The sequence below is a fragment of the Acinetobacter portensis genome, assembly GCF_010646905.1.
In the GTDB taxonomy this organism is placed as follows: domain Bacteria; phylum Pseudomonadota; class Gammaproteobacteria; order Pseudomonadales; family Moraxellaceae; genus Acinetobacter; species Acinetobacter portensis.
The window spans coordinates 3034180-3059385 of sequence record NZ_JAAARQ010000002.1 but is presented as its reverse complement, the minus strand read 5'-3'; the positions used below and the strand labels follow the sequence as shown (position 1 = coordinate 3059385).

13 protein-coding genes, 6 pseudogenes and 1 other annotated feature are annotated in these 25206 nt (G+C 48.5%); of the genes and pseudogenes, 7 read left to right on the top strand and 12 right to left on the bottom strand.

The genetic code is table 11. From position 1 onward, the window contains the following. Positions 1–13: 13 nt before the first annotated feature. Positions 14–12676 (top strand): Ig-like domain-containing protein, encoded by a 12663-nt coding sequence (locus tag GTK57_RS14440; protein ID WP_206752275.1) that lies wholly within the window; start codon positions 14–16, stop codon positions 12674–12676. A gap of 104 nt (positions 12677–12780) precedes the next feature. On the opposite strand, the pseudogene GTK57_RS14435 reads toward GTK57_RS14440, so the two are convergent. Then, positions 12781–13242 (bottom strand): annotated as a pseudogene (locus tag GTK57_RS14435) (IS982 family transposase); the annotation flags it as partial. On the opposite strand from GTK57_RS14435, the pseudogene GTK57_RS14430 reads away from it, so the two are divergent. From GTK57_RS14430 to tnpC, 4 genes and pseudogenes are all read left to right on the top strand, one after another. Beyond that, a pseudogene (locus tag GTK57_RS14430) lies at positions 13243–13455 on the top strand (IS5/IS1182 family transposase); the annotation flags it as partial. Positions 13456–13481: 26 nt separating this feature from the next. Next, the gene (locus GTK57_RS14760; RefSeq protein ID WP_228720344.1) at positions 13482–13820 is read left to right on the top strand and encodes an IS66 family insertion sequence element accessory protein TnpB; all 339 of its coding nucleotides are present in this window, start codon (positions 13482–13484) and stop codon (positions 13818–13820) included. Continuing rightward, the gene (gene tnpB / locus GTK57_RS14420) at positions 13817–14152 is read left to right on the top strand and encodes an IS66 family insertion sequence element accessory protein TnpB (protein WP_000618091.1); all 336 of its coding nucleotides are present in this window, start codon (positions 13817–13819) and stop codon (positions 14150–14152) included. The genes GTK57_RS14760 and tnpB overlap by 4 nt, the downstream gene beginning before the upstream one ends. Before the next feature lie 74 nt (positions 14153–14226). After that, positions 14227–15852, top strand: coding sequence for an IS66 family transposase (gene tnpC / locus GTK57_RS14415; protein WP_163124495.1), 1626 nt, complete (start codon positions 14227–14229; stop codon positions 15850–15852). Between the two features lie 30 nt (positions 15853–15882). Here tnpC and GTK57_RS14410 read toward each other — a convergent pair. Further along, positions 15883–16113 (bottom strand): annotated as a pseudogene (locus GTK57_RS14410) (IS481 family transposase); the annotation flags it as partial. Positions 16114–16159: 46 nt separating this feature from the next. Here GTK57_RS14410 and GTK57_RS14405 point away from each other — a divergent pair. Then, positions 16160–17393, top strand: a pseudogene (locus GTK57_RS14405) (IS3 family transposase). Beyond that, positions 16435–16551, top strand: a sequence feature (AL1L pseudoknot). (Overlaps the previous pseudogene by 117 nt.) A 40-nt stretch (positions 17394–17433) precedes the next feature. On the opposite strand, the pseudogene GTK57_RS14400 reads toward GTK57_RS14405, so the two are convergent. The 10 genes and pseudogenes from GTK57_RS14400 to GTK57_RS14355 all read right to left on the bottom strand — a co-directional run. Beyond that, positions 17434–17622 (bottom strand): annotated as a pseudogene (locus GTK57_RS14400) (helix-turn-helix domain-containing protein); the annotation flags it as partial. A gap of 269 nt (positions 17623–17891) precedes the next feature. Then, the gene (locus GTK57_RS14395) at positions 17892–19139 is read right to left on the bottom strand and encodes a tyrosine-type recombinase/integrase (RefSeq protein ID WP_131261641.1); all 1248 of its coding nucleotides are present in this window, start codon (positions 19137–19139) and stop codon (positions 17892–17894) included. A 342-nt stretch (positions 19140–19481) separates the two neighbouring features. Beyond that, on the bottom strand, positions 19482–19967 hold the full coding sequence (locus GTK57_RS14390) for a hypothetical protein (RefSeq protein ID WP_163124492.1): 486 nt from the start codon (positions 19965–19967) through the stop codon (positions 19482–19484). Next, positions 19967–20749 carry a hypothetical protein gene (locus tag GTK57_RS14385; protein ID WP_163124489.1) on the bottom strand — a complete coding sequence of 261 codons (783 nt, stop codon included), beginning with the start codon at positions 20747–20749 and terminating at the stop codon, positions 19967–19969. The genes GTK57_RS14390 and GTK57_RS14385 overlap by 1 nt, the downstream gene beginning before the upstream one ends. Continuing rightward, the gene (locus tag GTK57_RS14380) at positions 20750–21280 is read right to left on the bottom strand and encodes a hypothetical protein (RefSeq protein WP_163124485.1); all 531 of its coding nucleotides are present in this window, start codon (positions 21278–21280) and stop codon (positions 20750–20752) included. Then, positions 21277–22317 (bottom strand): baseplate J/gp47 family protein, encoded by a 1041-nt coding sequence (locus GTK57_RS14375; RefSeq protein WP_163124482.1) that lies wholly within the window; start codon positions 22315–22317, stop codon positions 21277–21279. Before GTK57_RS14375 ends, GTK57_RS14380 begins: the two co-directional genes overlap by 4 nt. Positions 22318–22320: 3 nt before the next feature. After that, a pseudogene (locus GTK57_RS14370) lies at positions 22321–22684 on the bottom strand (phage GP46 family protein). Between the two features lie 8 nt (positions 22685–22692). Beyond that, positions 22693–23220: a phage baseplate assembly protein domain-containing protein gene (locus GTK57_RS14365; RefSeq protein WP_163124479.1), complete on the bottom strand. Its 528-nt coding sequence runs from the start codon at positions 23218–23220 to the stop codon at positions 22693–22695. After that, on the bottom strand, positions 23217–24311 hold the full coding sequence (locus GTK57_RS14360; protein WP_163124476.1) for a phage baseplate assembly protein: 1095 nt from the start codon (positions 24309–24311) through the stop codon (positions 23217–23219). Before GTK57_RS14360 ends, GTK57_RS14365 begins: the two co-directional genes overlap by 4 nt. Then, positions 24301–24879, bottom strand: coding sequence for a hypothetical protein (locus GTK57_RS14355; protein WP_163124473.1), 579 nt, complete (start codon positions 24877–24879; stop codon positions 24301–24303). The genes GTK57_RS14360 and GTK57_RS14355 overlap by 11 nt, the downstream gene beginning before the upstream one ends. Between GTK57_RS14355 and GTK57_RS14350 the strand changes: the two genes are divergently transcribed. Further along, positions 24874–25152 carry a hypothetical protein gene (locus GTK57_RS14350; RefSeq protein WP_163124471.1) on the top strand — a complete coding sequence of 93 codons (279 nt, stop codon included), beginning with the start codon at positions 24874–24876 and terminating at the stop codon, positions 25150–25152. The genes GTK57_RS14355 and GTK57_RS14350 overlap by 6 nt on opposite strands. Positions 25153–25206: the final 54 nt, after the last annotated feature.

Sequence of the window (25206 nt, the reverse complement as noted above, 5' to 3'; positions counted from 1 at the left end):
ACCGGCGGAAGCTGTGGGCGAACTGCCTACAACAGGTTCTGTGTCTGTGACTGCTGACGTGAGCGATAAGGCTGGCAACCCTGCAACGCAGGCAAGCAACCCGATCAGCGTGGACATCGCCGCACCGACGATTGCGATCACAGGTCCTCTGGCTGGTGACGACGTAATCAATGCGACTGAAAAAGGACAGCCATTAACCATCAGTGGTACGACCACAGGCGTGGAAAACGGCCAGCAGGTGACGGTGACCGTGGGCGTCAAGACCTACACCGCGACGGTGACGGACAACGCCTGGAGCGTGACGGTACCGGCGGAAGCTGTGGGCGAACTGCCTACAACAGGTTCTGTGTCTGTGACTGCTGACGTGAGCGATAAGGCTGGCAACCCTGCAACGCAGGCAAGCAACCCGATCAGCGTGGACATCGCCGCACCGACGATTGCGATCACAGGTCCTCTGGCTGGTGACGACGTAATCAATGCGACTGAAAAAGGACAGCCATTAACCATCAGTGGTACGACCACAGGCGTGGAAAACGGCCAGCAGGTGACGGTGACCGTGGGCGTCAAGACCTACACCGCGACGGTGACGGACAACGCCTGGAGCGTGACGGTACCGGCGGAAGCTGTGGGCGAACTGCCTACAACAGGTTCTGTGTCTGTGACTGCTGACGTGAGCGATAAGGCTGGCAACCCTGCAACGCAGGCAAGCAACCCGATCAGCGTGGACATCGCCGCACCGACGATTGCGATCACAGGTCCTCTGGCTGGTGACGACGTAATCAATGCGACTGAAAAAGGACAGCCATTAACCATCAGTGGTACGACCACAGGCGTGGAAAACGGCCAGCAGGTGACGGTGACCGTGGGCGTCAAGACCTACACCGCGACGGTGACGGACAACGCCTGGAGCGTGACGGTACCGGCGGAAGCTGTGGGCGAACTGCCTACAACAGGTTCTGTGTCTGTGACTGCTGACGTGAGCGATAAGGCTGGCAACCCTGCAACGCAGGCAAGCAACCCGATCAGCGTGGACATCGCCGCACCGACGATTGCGATCACAGGTCCTCTGGCTGGTGACGACGTAATCAATGCGACTGAAAAAGGACAGCCATTAACCATCAGTGGTACGACCACAGGCGTGGAAAACGGCCAGCAGGTGACGGTGACCGTGGGCGTCAAGACCTACACCGCGACGGTGACGGACAACGCCTGGAGCGTGACGGTACCGGCGGAAGCTGTGGGCGAACTGCCTACAACAGGTTCTGTGTCTGTGACTGCTGACGTGAGCGATAAGGCTGGCAACCCTGCAACGCAGGCAAGCAACCCGATCAGCGTGGACATCGCCGCACCGACGATTGCGATCACAGGTCCTCTGGCTGGTGACGACGTAATCAATGCGACTGAAAAAGGACAGCCATTAACCATCAGTGGTACGACCACAGGCGTGGAAAACGGCCAGCAGGTGACGGTGACCGTGGGCGTCAAGACCTACACCGCGACGGTGACGGACAACGCCTGGAGCGTGACGGTACCGGCGGAAGCTGTGGGCGAACTGCCTACAACAGGTTCTGTGTCTGTGACTGCTGACGTGAGCGATAAGGCTGGCAACCCTGCAACGCAGGCAAGCAACCCGATCAGCGTGGACATCGCCGCACCGACGATTGCGATCACAGGTCCTCTGGCTGGTGACGACGTAATCAATGCGACTGAAAAAGGACAGCCATTAACCATCAGTGGTACGACCACAGGCGTGGAAAACGGCCAGCAGGTGACGGTGACCGTGGGCGTCAAGACCTACACCGCGACGGTGACGGACAACGCCTGGAGCGTGACGGTACCGGCGGAAGCTGTGGGCGAACTGCCTACAACAGGTTCTGTGTCTGTGACTGCTGACGTGAGCGATAAGGCTGGCAACCCTGCAACGCAGGCAAGCAACCCGATCAGCGTGGACATCGCCGCACCGACGATTGCGATCACAGGTCCTCTGGCTGGTGACGACGTAATCAATGCGACTGAAAAAGGACAGCCATTAACCATCAGTGGTACGACCACAGGCGTGGAAAACGGCCAGCAGGTGACGGTGACCGTGGGCGTCAAGACCTACACCGCGACGGTGACGGACAACGCCTGGAGCGTGACGGTACCGGCGGAAGCTGTGGGCGAACTGCCTACAACAGGTTCTGTGTCTGTGACTGCTGACGTGAGCGATAAGGCTGGCAACCCTGCAACGCAGGCAAGCAACCCGATCAGCGTGGACATCGCCGCACCGACGATTGCGATCACAGGTCCTCTGGCTGGTGACGACGTAATCAATGCGACTGAAAAAGGACAGCCATTAACCATCAGTGGTACGACCACAGGCGTGGAAAACGGCCAGCAGGTGACGGTGACCGTGGGCGTCAAGACCTACACCGCGACGGTGACGGACAACGCCTGGAGCGTGACGGTACCGGCGGAAGCTGTGGGCGAACTGCCTACAACAGGTTCTGTGTCTGTGACTGCTGACGTGAGCGATAAGGCTGGCAACCCTGCAACGCAGGCAAGCAACCCGATCAGCGTGGACATCGCCGCACCGACGATTGCGATCACAGGTCCTCTGGCTGGTGACGACGTAATCAATGCGACTGAAAAAGGACAGCCATTAACCATCAGTGGTACGACCACAGGCGTGGAAAACGGCCAGCAGGTGACGGTGACCGTGGGCGTCAAGACCTACACCGCGACGGTGACGGACAACGCCTGGAGCGTGACGGTACCGGCGGAAGCTGTGGGCGAACTGCCTACAACAGGTTCTGTGTCTGTGACTGCTGACGTGAGCGATAAGGCTGGCAACCCTGCAACGCAGGCAAGCAACCCGATCAGCGTGGACATCGCCGCACCGACGATTGCGATCACAGGTCCTCTGGCTGGTGACGACGTAATCAATGCGACTGAAAAAGGACAGCCATTAACCATCAGTGGTACGACCACAGGCGTGGAAAACGGCCAGCAGGTGACGGTGACCGTGGGCGTCAAGACCTACACCGCGACGGTGACGGACAACGCCTGGAGCGTGACGGTACCGGCGGAAGCTGTGGGCGAACTGCCTACAACAGGTTCTGTGTCTGTGACTGCTGACGTGAGCGATAAGGCTGGCAACCCTGCAACGCAGGCAAGCAACCCGATCAGCGTGGACATCGCCGCACCGACGATTGCGATCACAGGTCCTCTGGCTGGTGACGACGTAATCAATGCGACTGAAAAAGGACAGCCATTAACCATCAGTGGTACGACCACAGGCGTGGAAAACGGCCAGCAGGTGACGGTGACCGTGGGCGTCAAGACCTACACCGCGACGGTGACGGACAACGCCTGGAGCGTGACGGTACCGGCGGAAGCTGTGGGCGAACTGCCTACAACAGGTTCTGTGTCTGTGACTGCTGACGTGAGCGATAAGGCTGGCAACCCTGCAACGCAGGCAAGCAACCCGATCAGCGTGGACATCGCCGCACCGACGATTGCGATCACAGGTCCTCTGGCTGGTGACGACGTAATCAATGCGACTGAAAAAGGACAGCCATTAACCATCAGTGGTACGACCACAGGCGTGGAAAACGGCCAGCAGGTGACGGTGACCGTGGGCGTCAAGACCTACACCGCGACGGTGACGGACAACGCCTGGAGCGTGACGGTACCGGCGGAAGCTGTGGGCGAACTGCCTACAACAGGTTCTGTGTCTGTGACTGCTGACGTGAGCGATAAGGCTGGCAACCCTGCAACGCAGGCAAGCAACCCGATCAGCGTGGACATCGCCGCACCGACGATTGCGATCACAGGTCCTCTGGCTGGTGACGACGTAATCAATGCGACTGAAAAAGGACAGCCATTAACCATCAGTGGTACGACCACAGGCGTGGAAAACGGCCAGCAGGTGACGGTGACCGTGGGCGTCAAGACCTACACCGCGACGGTGACGGACAACGCCTGGAGCGTGACGGTACCGGCGGAAGCTGTGGGCGAACTGCCTACAACAGGTTCTGTGTCTGTGACTGCTGACGTGAGCGATAAGGCTGGCAACCCTGCAACGCAGGCAAGCAACCCGATCAGCGTGGACATCGCCGCACCGACGATTGCGATCACAGGTCCTCTGGCTGGTGACGACGTAATCAATGCGACTGAAAAAGGACAGCCATTAACCATCAGTGGTACGACCACAGGCGTGGAAAACGGCCAGCAGGTGACGGTGACCGTGGGCGTCAAGACCTACACCGCGACGGTGACGGACAACGCCTGGAGCGTGACGGTACCGGCGGAAGCTGTGGGCGAACTGCCTACAACAGGTTCTGTGTCTGTGACTGCTGACGTGAGCGATAAGGCTGGCAACCCTGCAACGCAGGCAAGCAACCCGATCAGCGTGGACATCGCCGCACCGACGATTGCGATCACAGGTCCTCTGGCTGGTGACGACGTAATCAATGCGACTGAAAAAGGACAGCCATTAACCATCAGTGGTACGACCACAGGCGTGGAAAACGGCCAGCAGGTGACGGTGACCGTGGGCGTCAAGACCTACACCGCGACGGTGACGGACAACGCCTGGAGCGTGACGGTACCGGCGGAAGCTGTGGGCGAACTGCCTACAACAGGTTCTGTGTCTGTGACTGCTGACGTGAGCGATAAGGCTGGCAACCCTGCAACGCAGGCAAGCAACCCGATCAGCGTGGACATCGCCGCACCGACGATTGCGATCACAGGTCCTCTGGCTGGTGACGACGTAATCAATGCGACTGAAAAAGGACAGCCATTAACCATCAGTGGTACGACCACAGGCGTGGAAAACGGCCAGCAGGTGACGGTGACCGTGGGCGTCAAGACCTACACCGCGACGGTGACGGACAACGCCTGGAGCGTGACGGTACCGGCGGAAGCTGTGGGCGAACTGCCTACAACAGGTTCTGTGTCTGTGACTGCTGACGTGAGCGATAAGGCTGGCAACCCTGCAACGCAGGCAAGCAACCCGATCAGCGTGGACATCGCCGCACCGACGATTGCGATCACAGGTCCTCTGGCTGGTGACGACGTAATCAATGCGACTGAAAAAGGACAGCCATTAACCATCAGTGGTACGACCACAGGCGTGGAAAACGGCCAGCAGGTGACGGTGACCGTGGGCGTCAAGACCTACACCGCGACGGTGACGGACAACGCCTGGAGCGTGACGGTACCGGCGGAAGCTGTGGGCGAACTGCCTACAACAGGTTCTGTGTCTGTGACTGCTGACGTGAGCGATAAGGCTGGCAACCCTGCAACGCAGGCAAGCAACCCGATCAGCGTGGACATCGCCGCACCGACGATTGCGATCACAGGTCCTCTGGCTGGTGACGACGTAATCAATGCGACTGAAAAAGGACAGCCATTAACCATCAGTGGTACGACCACAGGCGTGGAAAACGGCCAGCAGGTGACGGTGACCGTGGGCGTCAAGACCTACACCGCGACGGTGACGGACAACGCCTGGAGCGTGACGGTACCGGCGGAAGCTGTGGGCGAACTGCCTACAACAGGTTCTGTGTCTGTGACTGCTGACGTGAGCGATAAGGCTGGCAACCCTGCAACGCAGGCAAGCAACCCGATCAGCGTGGACATCGCCGCACCGACGATTGCGATCACAGGTCCTCTGGCTGGTGACGACGTAATCAATGCGACTGAAAAAGGACAGCCATTAACCATCAGTGGTACGACCACAGGCGTGGAAAACGGCCAGCAGGTGACGGTGACCGTGGGCGTCAAGACCTACACCGCGACGGTGACGGACAACGCCTGGAGCGTGACGGTACCGGCGGAAGCTGTGGGCGAACTGCCTACAACAGGTTCTGTGTCTGTGACTGCTGACGTGAGCGATAAGGCTGGCAACCCTGCAACGCAGGCAAGCAACCCGATCAGCGTGGACATCGCCGCACCGACGATTGCGATCACAGGTCCTCTGGCTGGTGACGACGTAATCAATGCGACTGAAAAAGGACAGCCATTAACCATCAGTGGTACGACCACAGGCGTGGAAAACGGCCAGCAGGTGACGGTGACCGTGGGCGTCAAGACCTACACCGCGACGGTGACGGACAACGCCTGGAGCGTGACGGTACCGGCGGAAGCTGTGGGCGAACTGCCTACAACAGGTTCTGTGTCTGTGACTGCTGACGTGAGCGATAAGGCTGGCAACCCTGCAACGCAGGCAAGCAACCCGATCAGCGTGGACATCGCCGCACCGACGATTGCGATCACAGGTCCTCTGGCTGGTGACGACGTAATCAATGCGACTGAAAAAGGACAGCCATTAACCATCAGTGGTACGACCACAGGCGTGGAAAACGGCCAGCAGGTGACGGTGACCGTGGGCGTCAAGACCTACACCGCGACGGTGACGGACAACGCCTGGAGCGTGACGGTACCGGCGGAAGCTGTGGGCGAACTGCCTACAACAGGTTCTGTGTCTGTGACTGCTGACGTGAGCGATAAGGCTGGCAACCCTGCAACGCAGGCAAGCAACCCGATCAGCGTGGACATCGCCGCACCGACGATTGCGATCACAGGTCCTCTGGCTGGTGACGACGTAATCAATGCGACTGAAAAAGGACAGCCATTAACCATCAGTGGTACGACCACAGGCGTGGAAAACGGCCAGCAGGTGACGGTGACCGTGGGCGTCAAGACCTACACCGCGACGGTGACGGACAACGCCTGGAGCGTGACGGTACCGGCGGAAGCTGTGGGCGAACTGCCTACAACAGGTTCTGTGTCTGTGACTGCTGACGTGAGCGATAAGGCTGGCAACCCTGCAACGCAGGCAAGCAACCCGATCAGCGTGGACATCGCCGCACCGACGATTGCGATCACAGGTCCTCTGGCTGGTGACGACGTAATCAATGCGACTGAAAAAGGACAGCCATTAACCATCAGTGGTACGACCACAGGCGTGGAAAACGGCCAGCAGGTGACGGTGACCGTGGGCGTCAAGACCTACACCGCGACGGTGACGGACAACGCCTGGAGCGTGACGGTACCGGCGGAAGCTGTGGGCGAACTGCCTACAACAGGTTCTGTGTCTGTGACTGCTGACGTGAGCGATAAGGCTGGCAACCCTGCAACGCAGGCAAGCAACCCGATCAGCGTGGACATCGCCGCACCGACGATTGCGATCACAGGTCCTCTGGCTGGTGACGACGTAATCAATGCGACTGAAAAAGGACAGCCATTAACCATCAGTGGTACGACCACAGGCGTGGAAAACGGCCAGGTTATCAAGGTTCAGATCGGTGGCAAGTCTTATACATTCGAAATAGTCGAGACGAGCGGGAACTGGATTGTAACAGTGCCTGTCGAAGATGTGGCTTTGCTCACAGGTTCTCCGCAGATCACTGCAAGCGTGACCGACAGCGCAGGTAATTATGCACAGGATTTGCACACGATTACCGTGGACAAAACGCCTCCCACAGTGACGATCACGGTGGATCCAAACGTGCTAAATGGTGTTAGTGAGAGTAATTCTGGCGAGTTGACCATTAAGTTTACCGAAGTGCCGCATGATGATGCAGGCAATGCACTATCGGCAGCGGAGGTTTTGGCTTTGCTAGGTAATCCAGCCAATCTCAAGCTGGGTACGCTGAGCACGAGCGATGGCGGACTCACCTGGACGGGTACGGTCACCGCAGCGACAAACACCGAAACGATGGTGCCGCTGACGATTGCCGCTGGGAGTTACTACGATCAGGCTGGTAACGCAGGTAACGTTGGCAATCGCAACGTCAATATTGACACTATCGCACCAACGATCGGCATCACTGGCCCGTTGGCGGGTGACGACGTGATCAATGCGGCTGAATCCCAGCAAGACTTGACCATCAGGGGCACCACCACTGGCGTAGAGAATAGCCAGTCGGTAACAGTTACCCTCAATGGCAAGACCTATACGGCTGTGGTGACGGATAATGCCTGGACGCTGGATGTGCCACGGGCGCATGTAACGCTGTTACCGCAAGGTGCGCTGACCGTAACTGCGGATGTGTCCGATACGGCGGGCAACCCTGCTGTCCAGGCAACGCGTCCGATTTCTGTGGATACAGTCTTACCGACGATCACAATCACCCACGTTGCGGATGGCAATGACATCGTGGATTGGAATGAGAAGATGGTAGATGGATTCATCATTAATGGCACGGTGTCGGGCGTGGATGTGGGCACCAACGTCACGGTGACCTTCAAGTATGCCAATGGTGATCCAATTCTCGGTGCCGACAATAACCCGATCAGCGTCACCGGCACGGTCGATGCGAATGGCAATTGGTCGGCGAAGGTCATCAAGGAACACGCCACACTGTTGAAGGACGGCTTGGCCACGGCTACCGTCAGCGATGCCGCAGGCAATAGCGCGAAGGATGTTCAGGCCTACACGGTTGCCGCGCCGCCAGCACCGGTGATCACTGGTTACTACGATAACATCGAGTATGTGCAGGGGAGCGCCAGTGCGCAGGCTGCGCTTGACGGCACCACTACGGTCTCGGGCAGCGTGTTGGACCGCTATGGCGAAGCGCTCACTGGCTTCAATACGCCGACCACGCTGGCCGGTACCTACGGCACCTTCACCTTCAACACCGCCACCGGCGAATGGAGCTACGTGCTCAATACAGGCTTGGCTGGTGCACTTGCCGCAAGCAACGCACCGTTGAATGATCAGCTCACCCTCACTGACAGTGAGGGCAAGCAGTATCAGGTGCAGGTGTCGATCCACGACATGTTCCCGCCGACTGTAACCACCGTAACTGCTACCACTGTGGCGTTGAAGGAAGAAAACAAGATTAATAGCTCCGAGGTAGAAGGTCAACTGGAAGGTACTGCATCGGATGGTAGTAGTGTGGTCACAAACGTGACTGCTAACGGCCAGCCCGTCACCATCGGTCAGACTTTGGAACTGGCTGATAAGGGCGCGATCACGGTTTACGCTGACGGCCGTTACACCTTCGAGCCTTACGACGCTGATGGCTCGATTACGCTGGGCTACAGCATTGATGGAGGTACGCCGCAGAGCACCACCATAATCGATAGCTTGGTAACTTACAGCAATGACGTCATGGGACGTATTACTGGTAGGGTAGATGCACCTGATGGTCAGATTACTCTGCGTCTGTACGCCAATAAGCAAAGCACCGATGATAATGGCGACGTAGATTACGGTAATGTCAGTTATCCTAACGGTGCAGATGTGGTGGTCACCGTCAGCGGCGGCCAATGGACGATCAGTCCCGAGCAGTTGCGTGAAGTGCTGCAAACCATCTGGTGGGCCGATCAGTTGCGCGGCGACGATGAAATTTACTTGCAGGTCAAGCTGGTTGATACCGTCACTGGGCACGTCAGCGAGGTGTCCGACAAGTACACCTTCGTGTCCGACACTTACGCCCCGCAAGCGACCTATGTTGATTACGTCGCACCAGAAGGCACTGGATTTGGTCATGTCACCGCGCTCGTGTCTGGTGACCTGTCTAACGCCAAGCAAACTCATGCCGATATTGGTGACAAGGTCGAGGTGTACTACGACGGTGTGTTCTATGGCGAGGGTACGGTTGGTAGTCTGGCTCCTGGTTACGGGCAATATTTGCAGATCAATGTAGCGCTTAATCAGGCCTTGTCTGATGACTACAATGCTGATCTGCTTAAGGTTCATGTCACCGACAAGGCGGGCAATACTGGTACCAGTGACAGTGGAACCGTGACTCTGGCACCAGAGAGCCTGCCAACACCGATAGTGGTTGCCTATGTAGATGCTGTTGCTGGTTCTAATGGCGCGGGCGGAAGTGGTGACACTGGGGATATCGGACACAATGGACTGACCAACGATAGGCAGGGTAGCATTAGTGGTACGATTGATCTAGGTGCGACTGGCGGCGACAAGGTGGACGAAGTTTGGGTAACGGTGCGTGGCCTTGGCCCGATCCGTATCGAAGTACCAGACGGAGAGATTGGAGTTTGGACTTGGACTATCACTTCGGAACAGCTTGCCCTGCTCACTTCCACTGGCACCCTTGGTGATGGTTTGGTCGAAGTAGTGGCACGTGCCTACAATGCAGATTCCAATTCGACAGGTCCGGCATCTGTGCCGTTTGAGTTCACCGTAGACGGTACCCCGCCGACGGTGAGTGTCAGTGTGGACGATGTGAACCTGACCGGCGCGGAGACCGTCATGGTCACCTTCACCTTCAATGAAGCGCCGCAGGGCTTTGTCGTGGGCGACATCACCACAACCGGTGGCACGGTCTCGAACCTGCAGCAGGTTAGCCCGCTGGTCTGGACGGCCACGTTCGCCCCGACAGCGGGTTACGAAGGTGTTGCCTCGGTGACGCTTGCGGCGGGCAGTTACGCCGATGCAGCGGGCAATGCCGGCTTGGCAGGCAACGTGGTCAGCATGACCGTGGATACCCGCGCGCCTGTCAACACGGTGCCCGTGGCGCAGACAGTCAATGAAGACACGGCGTTGAGCCTGTCGACGGTTCAGGTGACTGACACCAACCTCGCCAGCGTGCAGCTCAGTGTGGGCAATGGTGTCATGAAAGTGACGTTGCAAACTGGGGCTTCCATCAGTGCCGGTAGCAACGGTAGCGGTACCCTGACCCTGGTCGGCAGCGAGGCGGCGATCAACGCGACCTTGCAGACCTTGACCTACCAAGGTAATACTCACTGGAGTGGTATCGATACTTTGGCGGTGGTTTCCAAGGATAACTTCGGGCAGACAGTTAATAACACCACGACGATCAACGTCACGCCGGTGGCCGACGCGCCCACGTTGACCTTAACGTCGCCGACGGTCGAGTCGCCAGTGGACAATGGACTCATGCGGACCACTTATACGGGTTTGAATATTGGTGGCACTGGTGGCAATGGTGTGTCTGCAACAGACTTGCTGGTCGGTTTTGCTGCTGCCTCCGGTGGCACCAGCACCACAGTTACCAATGCCAATGTCAACATCTCCAACGGATTGACTGCTAACGCAGGTGTCAAGATGTCCGGCCTGATCTATCTGGAAGCAGGCAAGTCATATACCTTTGGTGGCACTGCCGATGACAGCGCTGCCATCGTGGTCGGTGGTATCACTGTGGCTTCGGGGCGTTGGGGCAGCATTAGTACCAGTCCTGATGGCTCTAGTGGATCCGGTAAGTTTCAAGGCACGTTCACGCCCTCTGCCAGTGGTTACTACACATTGGACATCTATGTGCATAACCAATCTGGGGATGGTGGCTATAGCATCTTGTTTAAAGAAGGGTTGAACCCAGCCGCCGTGCTGTCGACGACGTCTGCACAACTGTTTACAAATGTGGCAGCGATTGGGGTGGCAGGGGGTGAACTGGGCAGTCTGAGCAACGATACCGGTGGCCACGGCTATTACAAGGCCTATGGTGCCAATGAAGGTGAGGCTGGTACTGCCATCAAGATTTCCAGCATTGCTGCAGGTCTGGTGGATACCGATGGCTCCGAAACTTTGGTGGTGTGGGTCAAGAACATCCCTGTGGGTGCGAAGCTCAGCGATGGCAACAACAGCTTCACCGCCACAAGTGGCAACACGCAAGTGGATGTTCAGAGCTGGAACAAGGCTGCGCTGACTTACACCCCGCCCATCAATGCTAGCACTGGTGCGGTAACGCTACAGGTGGAGGCTATCAGCACCGAAGGGGTGAACGGCGATACCGCCAGCAACACCAGTAATCTGGTGGTGCAGGTGCATGCGGTCGAGCCAGTCGTGCTGGGTGCATTCAGCGGTGGTGTGCTGGGCAATACCTCGGCGTGGACTGTTACGGGAGGAACGGTGGCGATTAATAGTGATGGGCGATTGGTGATTGATGATTCAAGCAACAATGGTGGAACTAATGCCGTTGCTACCAGTACAGTCTTTGCGGTCAATCACTCTGGCAGTAGCTTGACGTTCAGCCAGTGGACGAGTGAGGGACGGAGTGGTAATTCGGTCAGTTACCAGTTGCAAAAGCAGGATGTCAATGATGGGACTTGGAGTAATGTGACAGGGGCCAGTGGTACGCACAACTTCTTCAGCAACATCAATTTGAGCAACCAGTCTATTACTCAGACAATCAATGATGCCGGTACATACCGGTTGGTGTTCACGGTTGCAGACAATTCGTGGGACTCTAACCTCACTTTGCAGGTCGACAACATCACCCTGACCCCACCTCAGAACATTACCGGCAGGAGTGTATCTATCGAAAGCTTCGCCGCCGATTCGTTCGGTGATGATATGCTGATAAGCGGTTTCGATAATGATAGCTTAAATGGTGGTGCAGGCAATGATACCTTGATTGGTGGTTCTGGTTCATACACAGCGATTTATGAGGTCTTAAATGCTGCCGATGCGACAGGTGGTAATGGTACAGACACATGGGTCGATTACGAAGCCAATGACAAAATTGAGTTTGGTGCTGGGTTCTTCGGAGGTCTACTTTCAGTAGATCAATCGGATATTGCTAACTACATCAAAGTTGAAGATGATGGTAATGGCGATGCCGTATTGAAAATTGACCGTGATGGTGTTGCTAATAGAACGAGTGGTACAACTCATGATTGGGCTGATTTGTTAATTATTGAAGGTAAGACCGCATTGGAATTACAGGATTTAATTAATAACCAAATCATTATTGGTTAATCTGAGTCTTTAAAGAAAGCGACATATCAAATATGTCGCTTTCTTGTCTTTTTCATTGTTAAAAATTATTTCAAACTTATATTTTTAAATTAGATACGCCAATCTCAACTTTTAATTATGGTTTCAAGCTGTATAGGAGGATTCCCTAATTTCATATTTAGAATAACTGAAAGAGTATGTGAAAGAATCTTACGAACAATTCGATGTGTTAAATGCCACAGATCTTTTGCCCTTACTTTTTGAATGTTGAATCGGTCAGTCAACTGACCGATAACAGTTTCAATTTGCCTTCGAGCATTCATCAATATTCTGATTGATTCTTTTGGTCTTAGATCAACCATATTTCGTCTATAAGGTGTTTGTAAGTCTAAATATTGATGCCTAAAATATTGTTTTAATTCAGGTCTTATATATCCCTTATCCGCTCCCAATAAACCATAAATGTTTTGTGTAATTTCAGGTGCAACATCTCTTTCATCACAATTTGCTGGAGCAAAAGTATAGTTCGTAATCATCCCTGATAAATTAATCACGATATGCCCTTTAAACCCATAATATTTTTCCTGTCAGTTAAACGTTTAGGCAGGACATTATGGAAAAAATGGTCAGGCTATCATCGCCGCAGTTTGGTGGAAACCAAGATGCATTGCATCAAATTATTAGGCGATAAATTAATGGCAAGAAGCTTTCCTAGTCAGGTGAATGAAATTCATGCACGTGTAGCAGTCCTCAACAGATTTACGGAATTAGGTCGACCACTTACCCAAGTTACGCCTTAAATTTGGCTCAATTAGGGGCGCTTTGCATTTCAAATCTTTGTGCAACAAAGCCACTCAGTATTGTCAATGCCTGCAAAAATCCTAATACCTCGATCGCTTCGGTCGCACTGCAACGTAGTATTAATGCCAACCTTGTCAGTCGTTGGATCAGGATCTTCAGCCATCATGAGGGTGCCGTGCAGGATCCTACTCATGTGAATCCAGCATTTATTGCTTTGCCTTACACTGCTGCAATCAGCCAACCTATTGATGAGAGGATCACGTTGTGTATCACCGTGCCTCATACGAATAATGATATTCAGCTAAAATGGCAGACATCAGAAATACCTGCCTTGGCAGAATTACTCAAGGCACTTGCAACATGATCCGCATTGATGAAATCTGGTTGTCTACTCAGCCCATGGACATGCGTGCAGGTATGGATACGACCATGGCTCAGGTGGTGAGAGCCTTTGGCTACATCAAACCGCATTGTGCTTACCTGTTCTGTAATAAACGTGGCCATCGCATGAAAGTACTGGTACATGATGGATTGGGCATCTGGCTGTGTGCCCGGCGGCTGGAACAGGGCAAATTTCACTGGGCTCAAGTTCACCAAGGTGAAACCGTGGCCCTCAGCCCGGAACAGTTACAGGCACTGATCCAAGGTTTGCCCTGGCAGCGCATTGGACGACAGCAGGTGGTGACGATGCTTTAAACCAGGCTGTTCCATTCTGCTATTCTCCAAACGTTCTATTTCATTCTTCTCATGACCTCAGGCATACTGCGGTCATGAATACGCTGCCTGACTTAAGCCAACTGACCCATGAACAACTGCTGGAATTCACCAGGCAGTTGGCGCTGCAGCATCAGTCTCTAGCACAATCAAACCAGCAATTAGATGCCAGAGTTCAACATCTTGAAGTCACCAATCAGCAATTAGATTCTAAAGTTCAACATCTTTCTATTCTCAATCAAAAATACGAGCATGAACTCGCACTATTTAAACAGCACAAATTCGGCAGTAAAAACGAACATCTCACTGCAAAACAAATCCATCTCTGGGATGAAGCGGTCGAAGAAGATATTGCAGCCGTTGATCTGGAACTGGAACGGCTGAATGCAGATAAAACCGATGCAGCGACAGAGAAAGCCACAGTCAACAAACCTAAACGTCGACTGCTGCCGGATCATCTACACACCATCCGTATTGAGCATGAACCTGCATCAACCCAATGCAGTTGTGGCTGCCAGTTACGTCGTATCGGCGAAGATATCAGTGAAAAACTGCATTTCAGACCGGCACAGTTCTATAAGGAACAGCATGTGCGTGGCAAATGGGTCTGTGATCAGTGTGACACCCTGACTCAGCAAGCGATGCCTGCCTATGTGATTGATAAAGGCATTGCTTCACCTGAACTGCTCAGCCATGTGCTGGTATCGAAGTATGCCGATCATTTACCGCTGTACCGTCAACGTCTGATCTATCAGCGGGCGGGAATCGAGCTTTCTAGATCAACGTTATCTGACTGGATAGGTCGCTGCGGTGTGGAACTGGAACCTCTGGCCAATGCCTTAAAACAGGTGGTGCTGCAACAGCGGGTGATCCATGCCGATGAAACGCCGGTCACCATCATGCGGATGGGTGATGATGAGAAAAAACCGAAGAAAGGTTATGTCTGGGCCTATGCCACTACACAGTACAATCCAGTTCAAGCGGTGATCTATGACTTTCAGGATAGCCGTTCAGGTCAGCATGCAGAAGAGTTCCTGAATGGCTGGCAGGGCCATCTGGTCTGTGATGATTACAGTGGTTATAAAGCACGCTTTAAATCAGGCGATGTCATAGAGGTGGGCTGCATGGCGCATGCACGTCGTAAATTCCATGAGCTACATGTGACCGGGAAAAGTCAGATCGCTGAACAGGCATTACTGATGATTCAGAAACTGTATGCGATAGAAGCAGAACTCAGGAAAAAGACCGATGGTACAGCAGAACACCGCCGCGAATACCGACAACAGCACAGCCAACCGGTGATGCAACAACTGTGTGAATGGCTCAACCAACATTATCTGACGGTGCCATCGAGTTCTCCAACCGCCAAGGCCATCAATTACAGTCTGAAGCGTTGGCCAGCCTTAAGCCGCTATCTGGATGATGGCAATCTACCCATTGACAATAACTGGGCAGAGAACTCAATGCGTCCCTGGGCATTGGGCCGTAAGAACTGGTTGTTTGCAGGTTCGCTGCGCAGTGGACAGCGAGCGGCAAATATCATGACTTTAATCCAGTCAGCAAAGCTGAATGGGTTGGATCCGTATGCCTATCTCAGTGATGTGCTGAAAAGGCTGCCGACGCATAAAGCGACCCAAATAGAAGAATTACTACCACATCGCTGGAAATCCAACTCAAATTAAAAAATAGGCATGGGGTTCAGCGGACGCTTACACTTGTTTTTTATAACGTTGAGGAATAGGAATAGAACGTTTACGCTGATTTTGGGGTAATCGATTCATACCATGCCGTTTTAAAACATGGTACGCCCCAGCTGCTGAAATTTTAATTTGGTGATAACGCCATAAATACCAACTGATCCGTAGTTGTCCAAAATGATAGTGTTGACGTAAATAAATAATCTTATCTTCAATCACAGCAGGCGTGCGTAGCTTAAGGTTGAACCGTACCGGGTTTGTCGGAGAGTCAATATTCTGAGAGACTATCCCGATGACAAAATTAAAATATACCCCTGAAATCAGAGAAAGAGCGGTTCAATTATTGATTGAATCCGAGAAAGATTATCCATCGAATTGGGCTGCAATCACAGCAATTGCTCCTAAAATTGGCTGTACTCCTGAAACACTACGTGTTTGGTATCAAAAATACTTAGATCAACAAAATCCAGTTAAAGCACAGCAGCTTTCAGACCAAGAACGTATCAAACAACTGGAACGCGAAAATAAAGAACTGCAACGTGCTAACGAAATTCTACGTAAAGCAGCGGCTTTTTTCGCCCAGGCGGAGCTCGACCGCCCACACAAATAATAGTGGATTTTATCCATAACAATAAGGCGTTATATGCTGTTGAGGCGATTTGTAGGATTTTACCGATCGCTGCTTCAACCTATTACCGGACTTTAGATCTCACAGTAAATCCAGAACATCGAGCGAAACGAGATTTACATGACTTGCAGCATGCTGAGGAGATTAAGCGAATTTGGAAAGAAAGTTCAGGTCGATACGGTGTGCGTAAGGTCTGGCAACAACTGAAACGTGAAGGCTATGTGATTGCACGTTGTACAGTTGCTCGATTGATGCAAAAGCTAGGTATACAAGGTGTTTGGCGTGGTAAGAATAAACAAACCACCCGTAACCGAGATGACCAAAAACGAGCACCTGACTTGGTGAAACGGAATTTTAGAGCTGATCATCCTGACCCTTGCGAAGCAGTGCTTCTCAGGTCAGTGACTTTACGTATATTCAAACAAATTCAGGCTGGGTATATACCGCATTTGTTATTGACGTGTTCTCACGAGCAATTGTTGGATGGAAAGTATCTACACGGATGAATACAGATATGGTGCTCGATGCATTGGAGCAAGCATTGCACGATCGAGGTATGCCTAAGAATGTGATTCATCATTCAGATAGAGGTGTTCAATATCTTTCTATTCGCTATACCAATCGTTTAGAAGCAGCAAATTTACGAGCATCAGTCGGTACGACAGGTGATTCATACGATAATGCTTTGGCTGAAACGGTGAATGGCTTATACAAAACAGAAGTGATTGAATATTTAAAAGCAGATTGGCAAGGTTTAGCGGATGTACAACTTGCGACATTAAATTGGGTAGATTGGTTCAACAAAAAGCGTGTACACAGTGCACTGGGTTATGTATCGCCTTTTGAGTTTGAAGCAATGTACTATGATAAGATTAATCCGTTAGGTCAGGTGGCCTAACTTAAATAAAAAAGTCTCCGACAAACCCGGTACGGTTCAGGTTCTGTGGACATGGCTTACTGTTGACTAATCCTATCTCTCCTTTGGATTTATAATTCTTCTTCCAACGATAAAAAGTATTTCGTGAAATACCAAAATATCGACAGGTCAATACAACATTGCCATTTTGTTCAGCATGAGCAAACACTTTTAATTTATGGGCAATTTCCCGTTGGGCTTTTGTACTCAAAATTCAAACTCCTATGACATGAGGTAAAATTTACCAAAATGTCAGTAGAAGTCTCAATTTTCACACATTACTCAATTATCCATTTACTTTGAAGGTCGATTAGATCGATATAATTAAAATGTAGTCAAATTTACTGACATAGATTTTTGAACGCCCTCTTTTGAAGAGCGTGTAACCAAGTATTTTTAAAACTGTATTTACACAGAATTATTTACACCCTTTACCAGTCAATTTCTTAACTGACTGGCATTAGTCCGTATCGAGGTATTTCAATTAATGCCATTTCGCACTTGTTGCAAAATCCAATCCTCATATTCTTGTAGTGTTTCTTGTAGCATATCCATAGGTCGTACGATGTAGTGCCTTTCAACTAATGCACTTGGTTTATGACCTGATATCTGTGCTAAAGATCCTTCATTGATTTTTGCCCAAATAGCTAACGTTTTATATGATCTCCTCAATCCATGGGGAGTAAGTTCAATATTTAGTTTTTTACATATTTTCTCTAAGCTATCGTAAGGATTAACAATATGGCCACATTCAGCGCCCTTACTGCTAAATATGAATTTAGAATCAGAATTTTTCTTTAGTTCTAATAATAAGCTTTCAACATATGCAGTTAGAGGAATTAGGCGACCTTCATCTTCAATTTTATCCCTGACTTTTGCTGTTTTCCAACGAAAATCGACATCTGTCCATTTTAATGAAAGCAGCTCATTCTTTCTGCAACCAGTGATTAAACTACATATCAAAAAAATCGCTATTTTTCTGCTAGTTAACTTATTTACCTCTTCAAACCATGGTTTTAGATGCTGTTTCATCAAACAATCATTCTTGGCTTTTGGGGAAGGGACTTTATCTTTAACTTTTTTTGAGTTGTATGATTTTGGAGGCACTAAGTTTTCATAATCCTCGTGTTCATCACACCAATTCAGGAAAGCTCGTGTAAGTCTGTATGCTTTAGCTGATGTTGTTGGACGGAAGTCATTGTGATCAAGCCAATCGCATAATACATCTGCAGTTAATTCAGAAAGTTTGTACTCAAACAGTTGAAAAATGGGTTGACTGGTATAAACACTATTTTTTTCAGGATCGTAACCACCTCTAGATAATTCGATGTGGTCCTGATAACTTCTTGGTCGCCAATTAGGTTGTCTTGCTTTTAAATATTCAAACCATACATCTTTAAATTTAATAGTTTTGCGTTTTTCTTGTTTTAGCAGTTCTTTATTATCAGCTAAAGCTTTCTTACGCTCGATTAATGGGTCAATCCCTTTGTGGCACATAATCGCCAATTCTTGTGCATATTTACGAGCTTCATCTAATTTCCATACATCAACGTCACCAATTTTGATACGACGGTTTTGAAGACCAATACGGCCTTGGAAAATGTAGCTTTTATTATTTTTAGGTGTAACTTTGACGCCGAATCCTGGTGTTTTCTCATCCCAAAAAAAAGTTGGTTTATTTTTGTCTGAGCAATCAATTTTATCAATAGCAGGTTTTGTTAACTTCATTCTAGTAAGCATCTGGTAAGCAAGTAGTAAGCAAAATCAATATATATTAATCAACAAAAAGAGTTAATAATAAATTATTAAAATTACATAAATATATGATAGTATTGACATTATATTTTTAATTTGTTGATTTTAAATTACTATGTTAACGGACTCATAATCCGTTGGTCGACAGTTCAAGTCTGTCTGGGCCCACCATATAAAACAACCGCTTAGGTGCATTAATCCTAAGCGGTTTTTTAATTTTAAAATTCATGTAAGCATTATGTAAGTGTAAGTTTTCGGTTTTTTTTGCACTGTTTTGTTTTTTATTTTGCACTTAAAATTTGCATTTGATTTGCACTAAAAAACCATACACAACTCCCAAAACTCATCAATTTCCATATCAGCTTTACCTAGCATGTCACGCATAACGCCAATGCTTTGGTCATTACGATCAAAATATCCAGCATCTCTAAAACCCAACATTGTGAGCTCACGTGTAAATTCATCTTCAATTAATAAGATTTGAGCTTCGATGTCTGAGGAGTTAAAGCCCATTTCAAGTAAGCCACGCATAAATTGATAGCGTGTAAGTTTAGGATACTGTGAGCGTTTGTATGCAAGCTTTTCTTCTTCCGTACGTTGATCTATCCAATTTCCACCATCCCAATTGTGATGTGCGGTTGGTCGAGGTGATGTTGCTGTTAGATCGGGTAAAATAATGCAGCCACTATTTAGTGCGTTTAATATATTTTGGTGTTCATCAAATGATATTTCAACATCATCATCATGTAGTTTTTCATTGATTCGTAATTCTTGAGCTTCTAAATTAAAATAACATTTCATTAAAATATCCCCACAACTTCTAAATAACCGTCAACTTCCTCACGCGCAGACCCACGCCACGCTGTCAAATGTACACCGACTTTTGATTCGGTTACACCATTGGAACCAATTGGGTCACATTGAACAAGCCATTCGCCAGCCTCATTGATCCAAGACACACCGCCACTTGCAGCTGCAAGCAAAAAATCAGCAGAAATTCTTTTCTGAAGTGTGATCGGGAGTGTGATTAGAGCTTTGTAATAACCTCCACCTTCATCAACAGTAAAAACACCACTACCATCAACGGTCTTGTTTGTAAAAACACGCATTCTTATAATTGCAATTCTGTTCGAATCATTATAGGTGATTGTGTAATTTGAACCAGTAACTTCACGTGTAACTACATTTGACAATGAAAAATTAGTTGCTGTCGCTCCTGTTTTTTCAAGCTTATTGTCTTGAAGAATTTTCGCTTGTTTTGCTGATACAGGTTTATTTGCATCATTTGTTGTTAGGTTATCTGTGATTTGATTTTTACGAATAAAATTGGTTTCAATTTCATCAGCTAGTGCTTCAAGATCAACCTGTGTCGTTAGAAGATCGTATAACTGACGTTTTGATGCATGATCAAGCGTAATGCCTCGTAATTCAAGCAAGTTACATAGCTCTTCCTGTACAGTATTAAACCATTCAGGGCTTACATAAGTTGCATCTTGCCCTGGCAAATCAGCATTGTCATGAAAGCCACTTTTACCAATACCAAACATGTTTTCACGGGCATTAATTGTGTCAATACGCTTCATTTAGACCTCAACTACATTCACTTCAAAAAATGCAGGGAAATAGCTATTAATAATGCACTCGGTATCTACTGAATTAGGATTAGATACGATCAATTTGATTTTGAAGCGCAACTGCTCTGTATTTATGGACAAGTTGCAACTTTGAGTGCATTGAAATGGTTTGGGCTTGATGTAATCAATTAACTCAATGCCGTAAAATGAAAAGAGTTCACGATAATATTCAAGACCACGTAACTTGGTTTGAACCCATTTCACGATACGTACACGCTCTTCAATTGGAAGGGACGTAGATAGCGTACATTTAAGTGGTAAACCAAAATCTACTTCATATTCTTCTATTAGCTCTGGTTGTACCATTGGAATGGTTTCCAAGAGTGATTGAGCATCAATATCAGCCTGAGCCAATACTTTAGCGTGCCCTTGAACATCTTTTGTAATGTCCGTGTCTAACGCATTGTCATACAGACCTTGTGGTAATAGTTGAAGCAATACATCAACGTATTTCTGAGTTCGCTGCTGGAGATCAATCATGAATGAACGACCTCCAATTGGCCTAGTCGTAACCAGTACAAATGTTGCCAAGTTACTTCAGGGATAATATTGGCATTTGGCGTTAGAACCGCGTCAGTTACACCACCTACAGCAATAATCCGAGAAAGTAGAATTGCATATTGATATGGATCAGATGGGGCGAGTTCAGCAAAGTAGTTTCTAATCACTTCTTTTACATCATCAACACTTCCACCAGTTAAGACGACATTAATGTCTACAAGTTGTGGGGTAGGGCTAAATACGCGGCAATCAGTTAGGTCGCCAATATAAGAATCCATAATGACTTGAGTCTCTTGTAATAGTTCAGCAGATGGCACTGTTGGAGGTGTACCTTTTGCTGTAATCGCAACATCATATGAGCCTAAACCACGACGTTTAGGATAGTGGTAAACGTGTTCAACATTGCCAGAAGATTTCACCATGAATTCAATATCATCACGACGTTCTTTATATTCACCAAGGCGCTTTCGTTCGAGTAAACGTAAACGCCATACTTCAAGCTGTTCTTGATCTGTACCACCGCCAATGGAAATCACAGTTGCAGAACCATCTAAGCCAGCTGGAGGACTAACCCAAAGCAAAGCACCTTCAGCAACATTCCAAGATGCGCCAGCTTGATCAGCAACAACACTCACAAGAGAATGAGTGTCTTGCTGTAAAATTACATCTCCAACAACAGTCCAGTAATAACCTTTACCATTGGTTAATTTACTACCTGCTGTAATTGTTAAAGCTTCGTTAGAAATTGCTTTCACTTGTCCAGATGCGAATGTACCACCTTGGCGAGGTAGTCCAATTTCTTCAGCATGAACATATAAGAATGGCTCATCCGCAGTTGCTACAAAAAGTTGTTTTTGAATGTACTGTTGATGATGATATAAGCCCTCTACAACAGAGACTGTACCCGCAGCACGAATACCAGCATCACTGTCATCGGTAATAGTTAATCCTGTTAATCCACGGATCTCTTGAACAATCGTCAAATAAAGCTTGTTATATGATGGAATTGGGTACATGTATTAACCTCCAACGGGTACAAAATATAAAATTTTGCCGATTTGCCCATTCAGGCGTGTTACTTCAATTAAAAGATCAATACGACCCACTTCACTGTTTTGTACAGAAACATTAAGGTCTAAAAATCGCCCCGGTACTAAATCTTCAAGTGCTTCTTCAGCATATTGTTTTGCCAAAAGATGATTGCGTCTAACGATCCTTAGATCGTTTCAGTAAATAGAGGCGACTACCTAAGTTAGGATTAGCCCAATACCGAAAACGCTCAATTTGAAGTCGATGAAGCACACATTGAATTTCATCTTGAGTGAATACATCATCAAGACTTTGAAGTTCATAATCTTTATTTTCTGAATGAATAACTGCCATGTGTGCCTCTACATTTGATTCGATGGTGTGCCGCCACTACTATGGCCTTCGTGACTGTTATACGTTTCACGCATACTTTGCATTGAGCCACCTGAGTCAGATATTTGCCCAGCACTTTCAATGTCTTGTGTTGCAATTACTTTGCCGTTAACTTTTAAATTGCCTTCATCAACAATCAGATCACCGCCACCAACATGTGTACCATCAGCTTTTAGCCAAAGGGTATGTCCGTGTTGGTCATAGACGCATGTTTCACCATTACCAACATTCACGTTAACAGCACCGTTAGACGTAGCAATGACAATAGATTTGGCTGTTTTACCGTGTAAGGGGATCACTACAACTTTTGCATTTTTAGGGATGTATGATGCAAAGCCAACTTGTTGAACCAATTCAACTTCTTGTAGTGTTTCACCTGCAAAGCCTGATAATTGCAAAGCCTTAGCACCGCCACGGGCAACAATACCCCAAAAAGCTTGTCTAACTTGACCAAGCCCTTTAGCAACTTGTGATTGAATTGCTCCAACAGTACTCATGGTTTTTGTCCTTGATTACTAGATTTTTTCTTAGTTTTCTTAGTCGTCGATTTAGGCTTTTCTTTATGTTTTAACGGCTGTGCCCAATCGCCCTGGCGATGTAATTTAAGAGCAGTCTTTTTACCGTTAGAACGAGATAGGGTGAGTGTTCGACCATATACAGCCCATTTCGCAGTCGCTCGATTTAAACGATCAGTTTCAAAGTTTAAATACATGCCAGTTGCCCACGTTTTTTGGTCAACATCCCAACCTTTTACATTTATGTTGAGTGCATAGGCCTGTAAATTATTATCCTTTTTAACTTTATCAAGTGCTGAATCAGCTTCCGCTTTTGTTTCAGCATCAGCTAATGTAATGAGTTTCAAACGGTTATAACTGAACTGAGTGTCGACTTTTGCAGACGAAATAATATGTTGTGCTTTCGAGTCCTGGCTTAGTAAACGAATATCTGAATAAACGTTAGAAATGTCCTCGTCATAACTTGCATCTAGCACGTTATTTTCAGAACCTTCTCGATATAGCCTTAATGGTTCTTGCACCTGATAAGGAGAAGCAAATGGATCACCGATTTGAATTGTGCCATCAGGATCTAACCAAACATGCTGACCTGTCACCATTGCAGCTTTAGCAATTGCATCCCATAAAGATTCACCAGGTTCAACAGAAATTTTATTTTTAAGCCAAGCATCATTTTGAATTTTTACATTTGAAAATAGTGACTTTAATTCACCATCAAGCACGTATTTACTTAAAAGCACGTCAAGGTTAACTTGGCGACCATTGAATATAGGGACAGAGCAATCGATAAGCTGTCCAACCAAATCACGACCTGAGATTTTTAAACCGTATCCTGAACGGTCACAAGCTTCATTCACAGCATCAGCTACGCTGGTTAAAATGAGTTCATCACCATAAAAAGCTTGAACTTTTGCACCTGCTTTCACTGAATCGGGTAGGGCTAAATCTTCTTCGCTAAATAGCGCAAAACTCCAACTTTCAGCTGGTGTATCAATAGCAGAATCAATAGAGGCACTATCCCAAGTTTTAATCTCAACATCGCCAATAATTAAGCGTAATTCTTTATCTTGCATAAACAGATACCTCCATACCTTTTTCTAAAAGTGAGAGGTTTTGAATTAATGGATTTAAACGACGAATTTCAGCAGCACGACTCATATCATCGTATAAATAATGTGATAACCAATGCATAGTGCAGGGCACTAATATGGTCGTTTTAGTCAGGTTAGGACGTACATCAATGAGTGACTGAATTTGAAGATGAACTTGATCAGCTAAAGCTTTGTATTCTTTGACTTGAGCAATTGCCTCCATGCTGTTGATTTTTGAGCGTTCATAATTGATTGATTCATTAATCGTGTTACGGTTTTGTTGGCGGATAACTGCCAAATCATCAGGCGTTAGACTAGTTTCTTTAATGTAGCCATTACTACTGGTTCCTTTGTTTTCTACTAGCTCACGTTGAATATTATTAATAACACTTTGAGTCACAGCTACGGATGCAACGGTGTCTAATGTTTTTGCTAGATCGTTTAATTCAGCAGGCGTATCTTCATCATCAGATTTAAAAAAAGAGCTAATATTTTTAGTGCGATTATTTAAATCACGCCATTTTGAAATCGCTGAAGTCTTAGTATGCATGAGACAAGTTGTGAAGCTGGCTTTGGATTGAATGATTTAAAAATTAAAGGTATTGAGCTAAGTACCAAAGCCATGGAAGTGTTTGAAAGTGATTCACAGGATACGAATGTATCTATACAGATTAAATTACCAGAGTGTGAGCCATTCACGCTTCAAGTTAATTTAGATGATATACAAAAACCAAGCCCTATTGTCACAAAGGTGGTAGGCGCAGTAGTAGAAGCATTTTTGAATCAAATACCCCTTGTGAAATTAGTGCAGAATAAAAACTAAAAAAACACATCTTCAGAGGGAATGTTAAATTCAGTGCAAAATAAAGGGCAAATC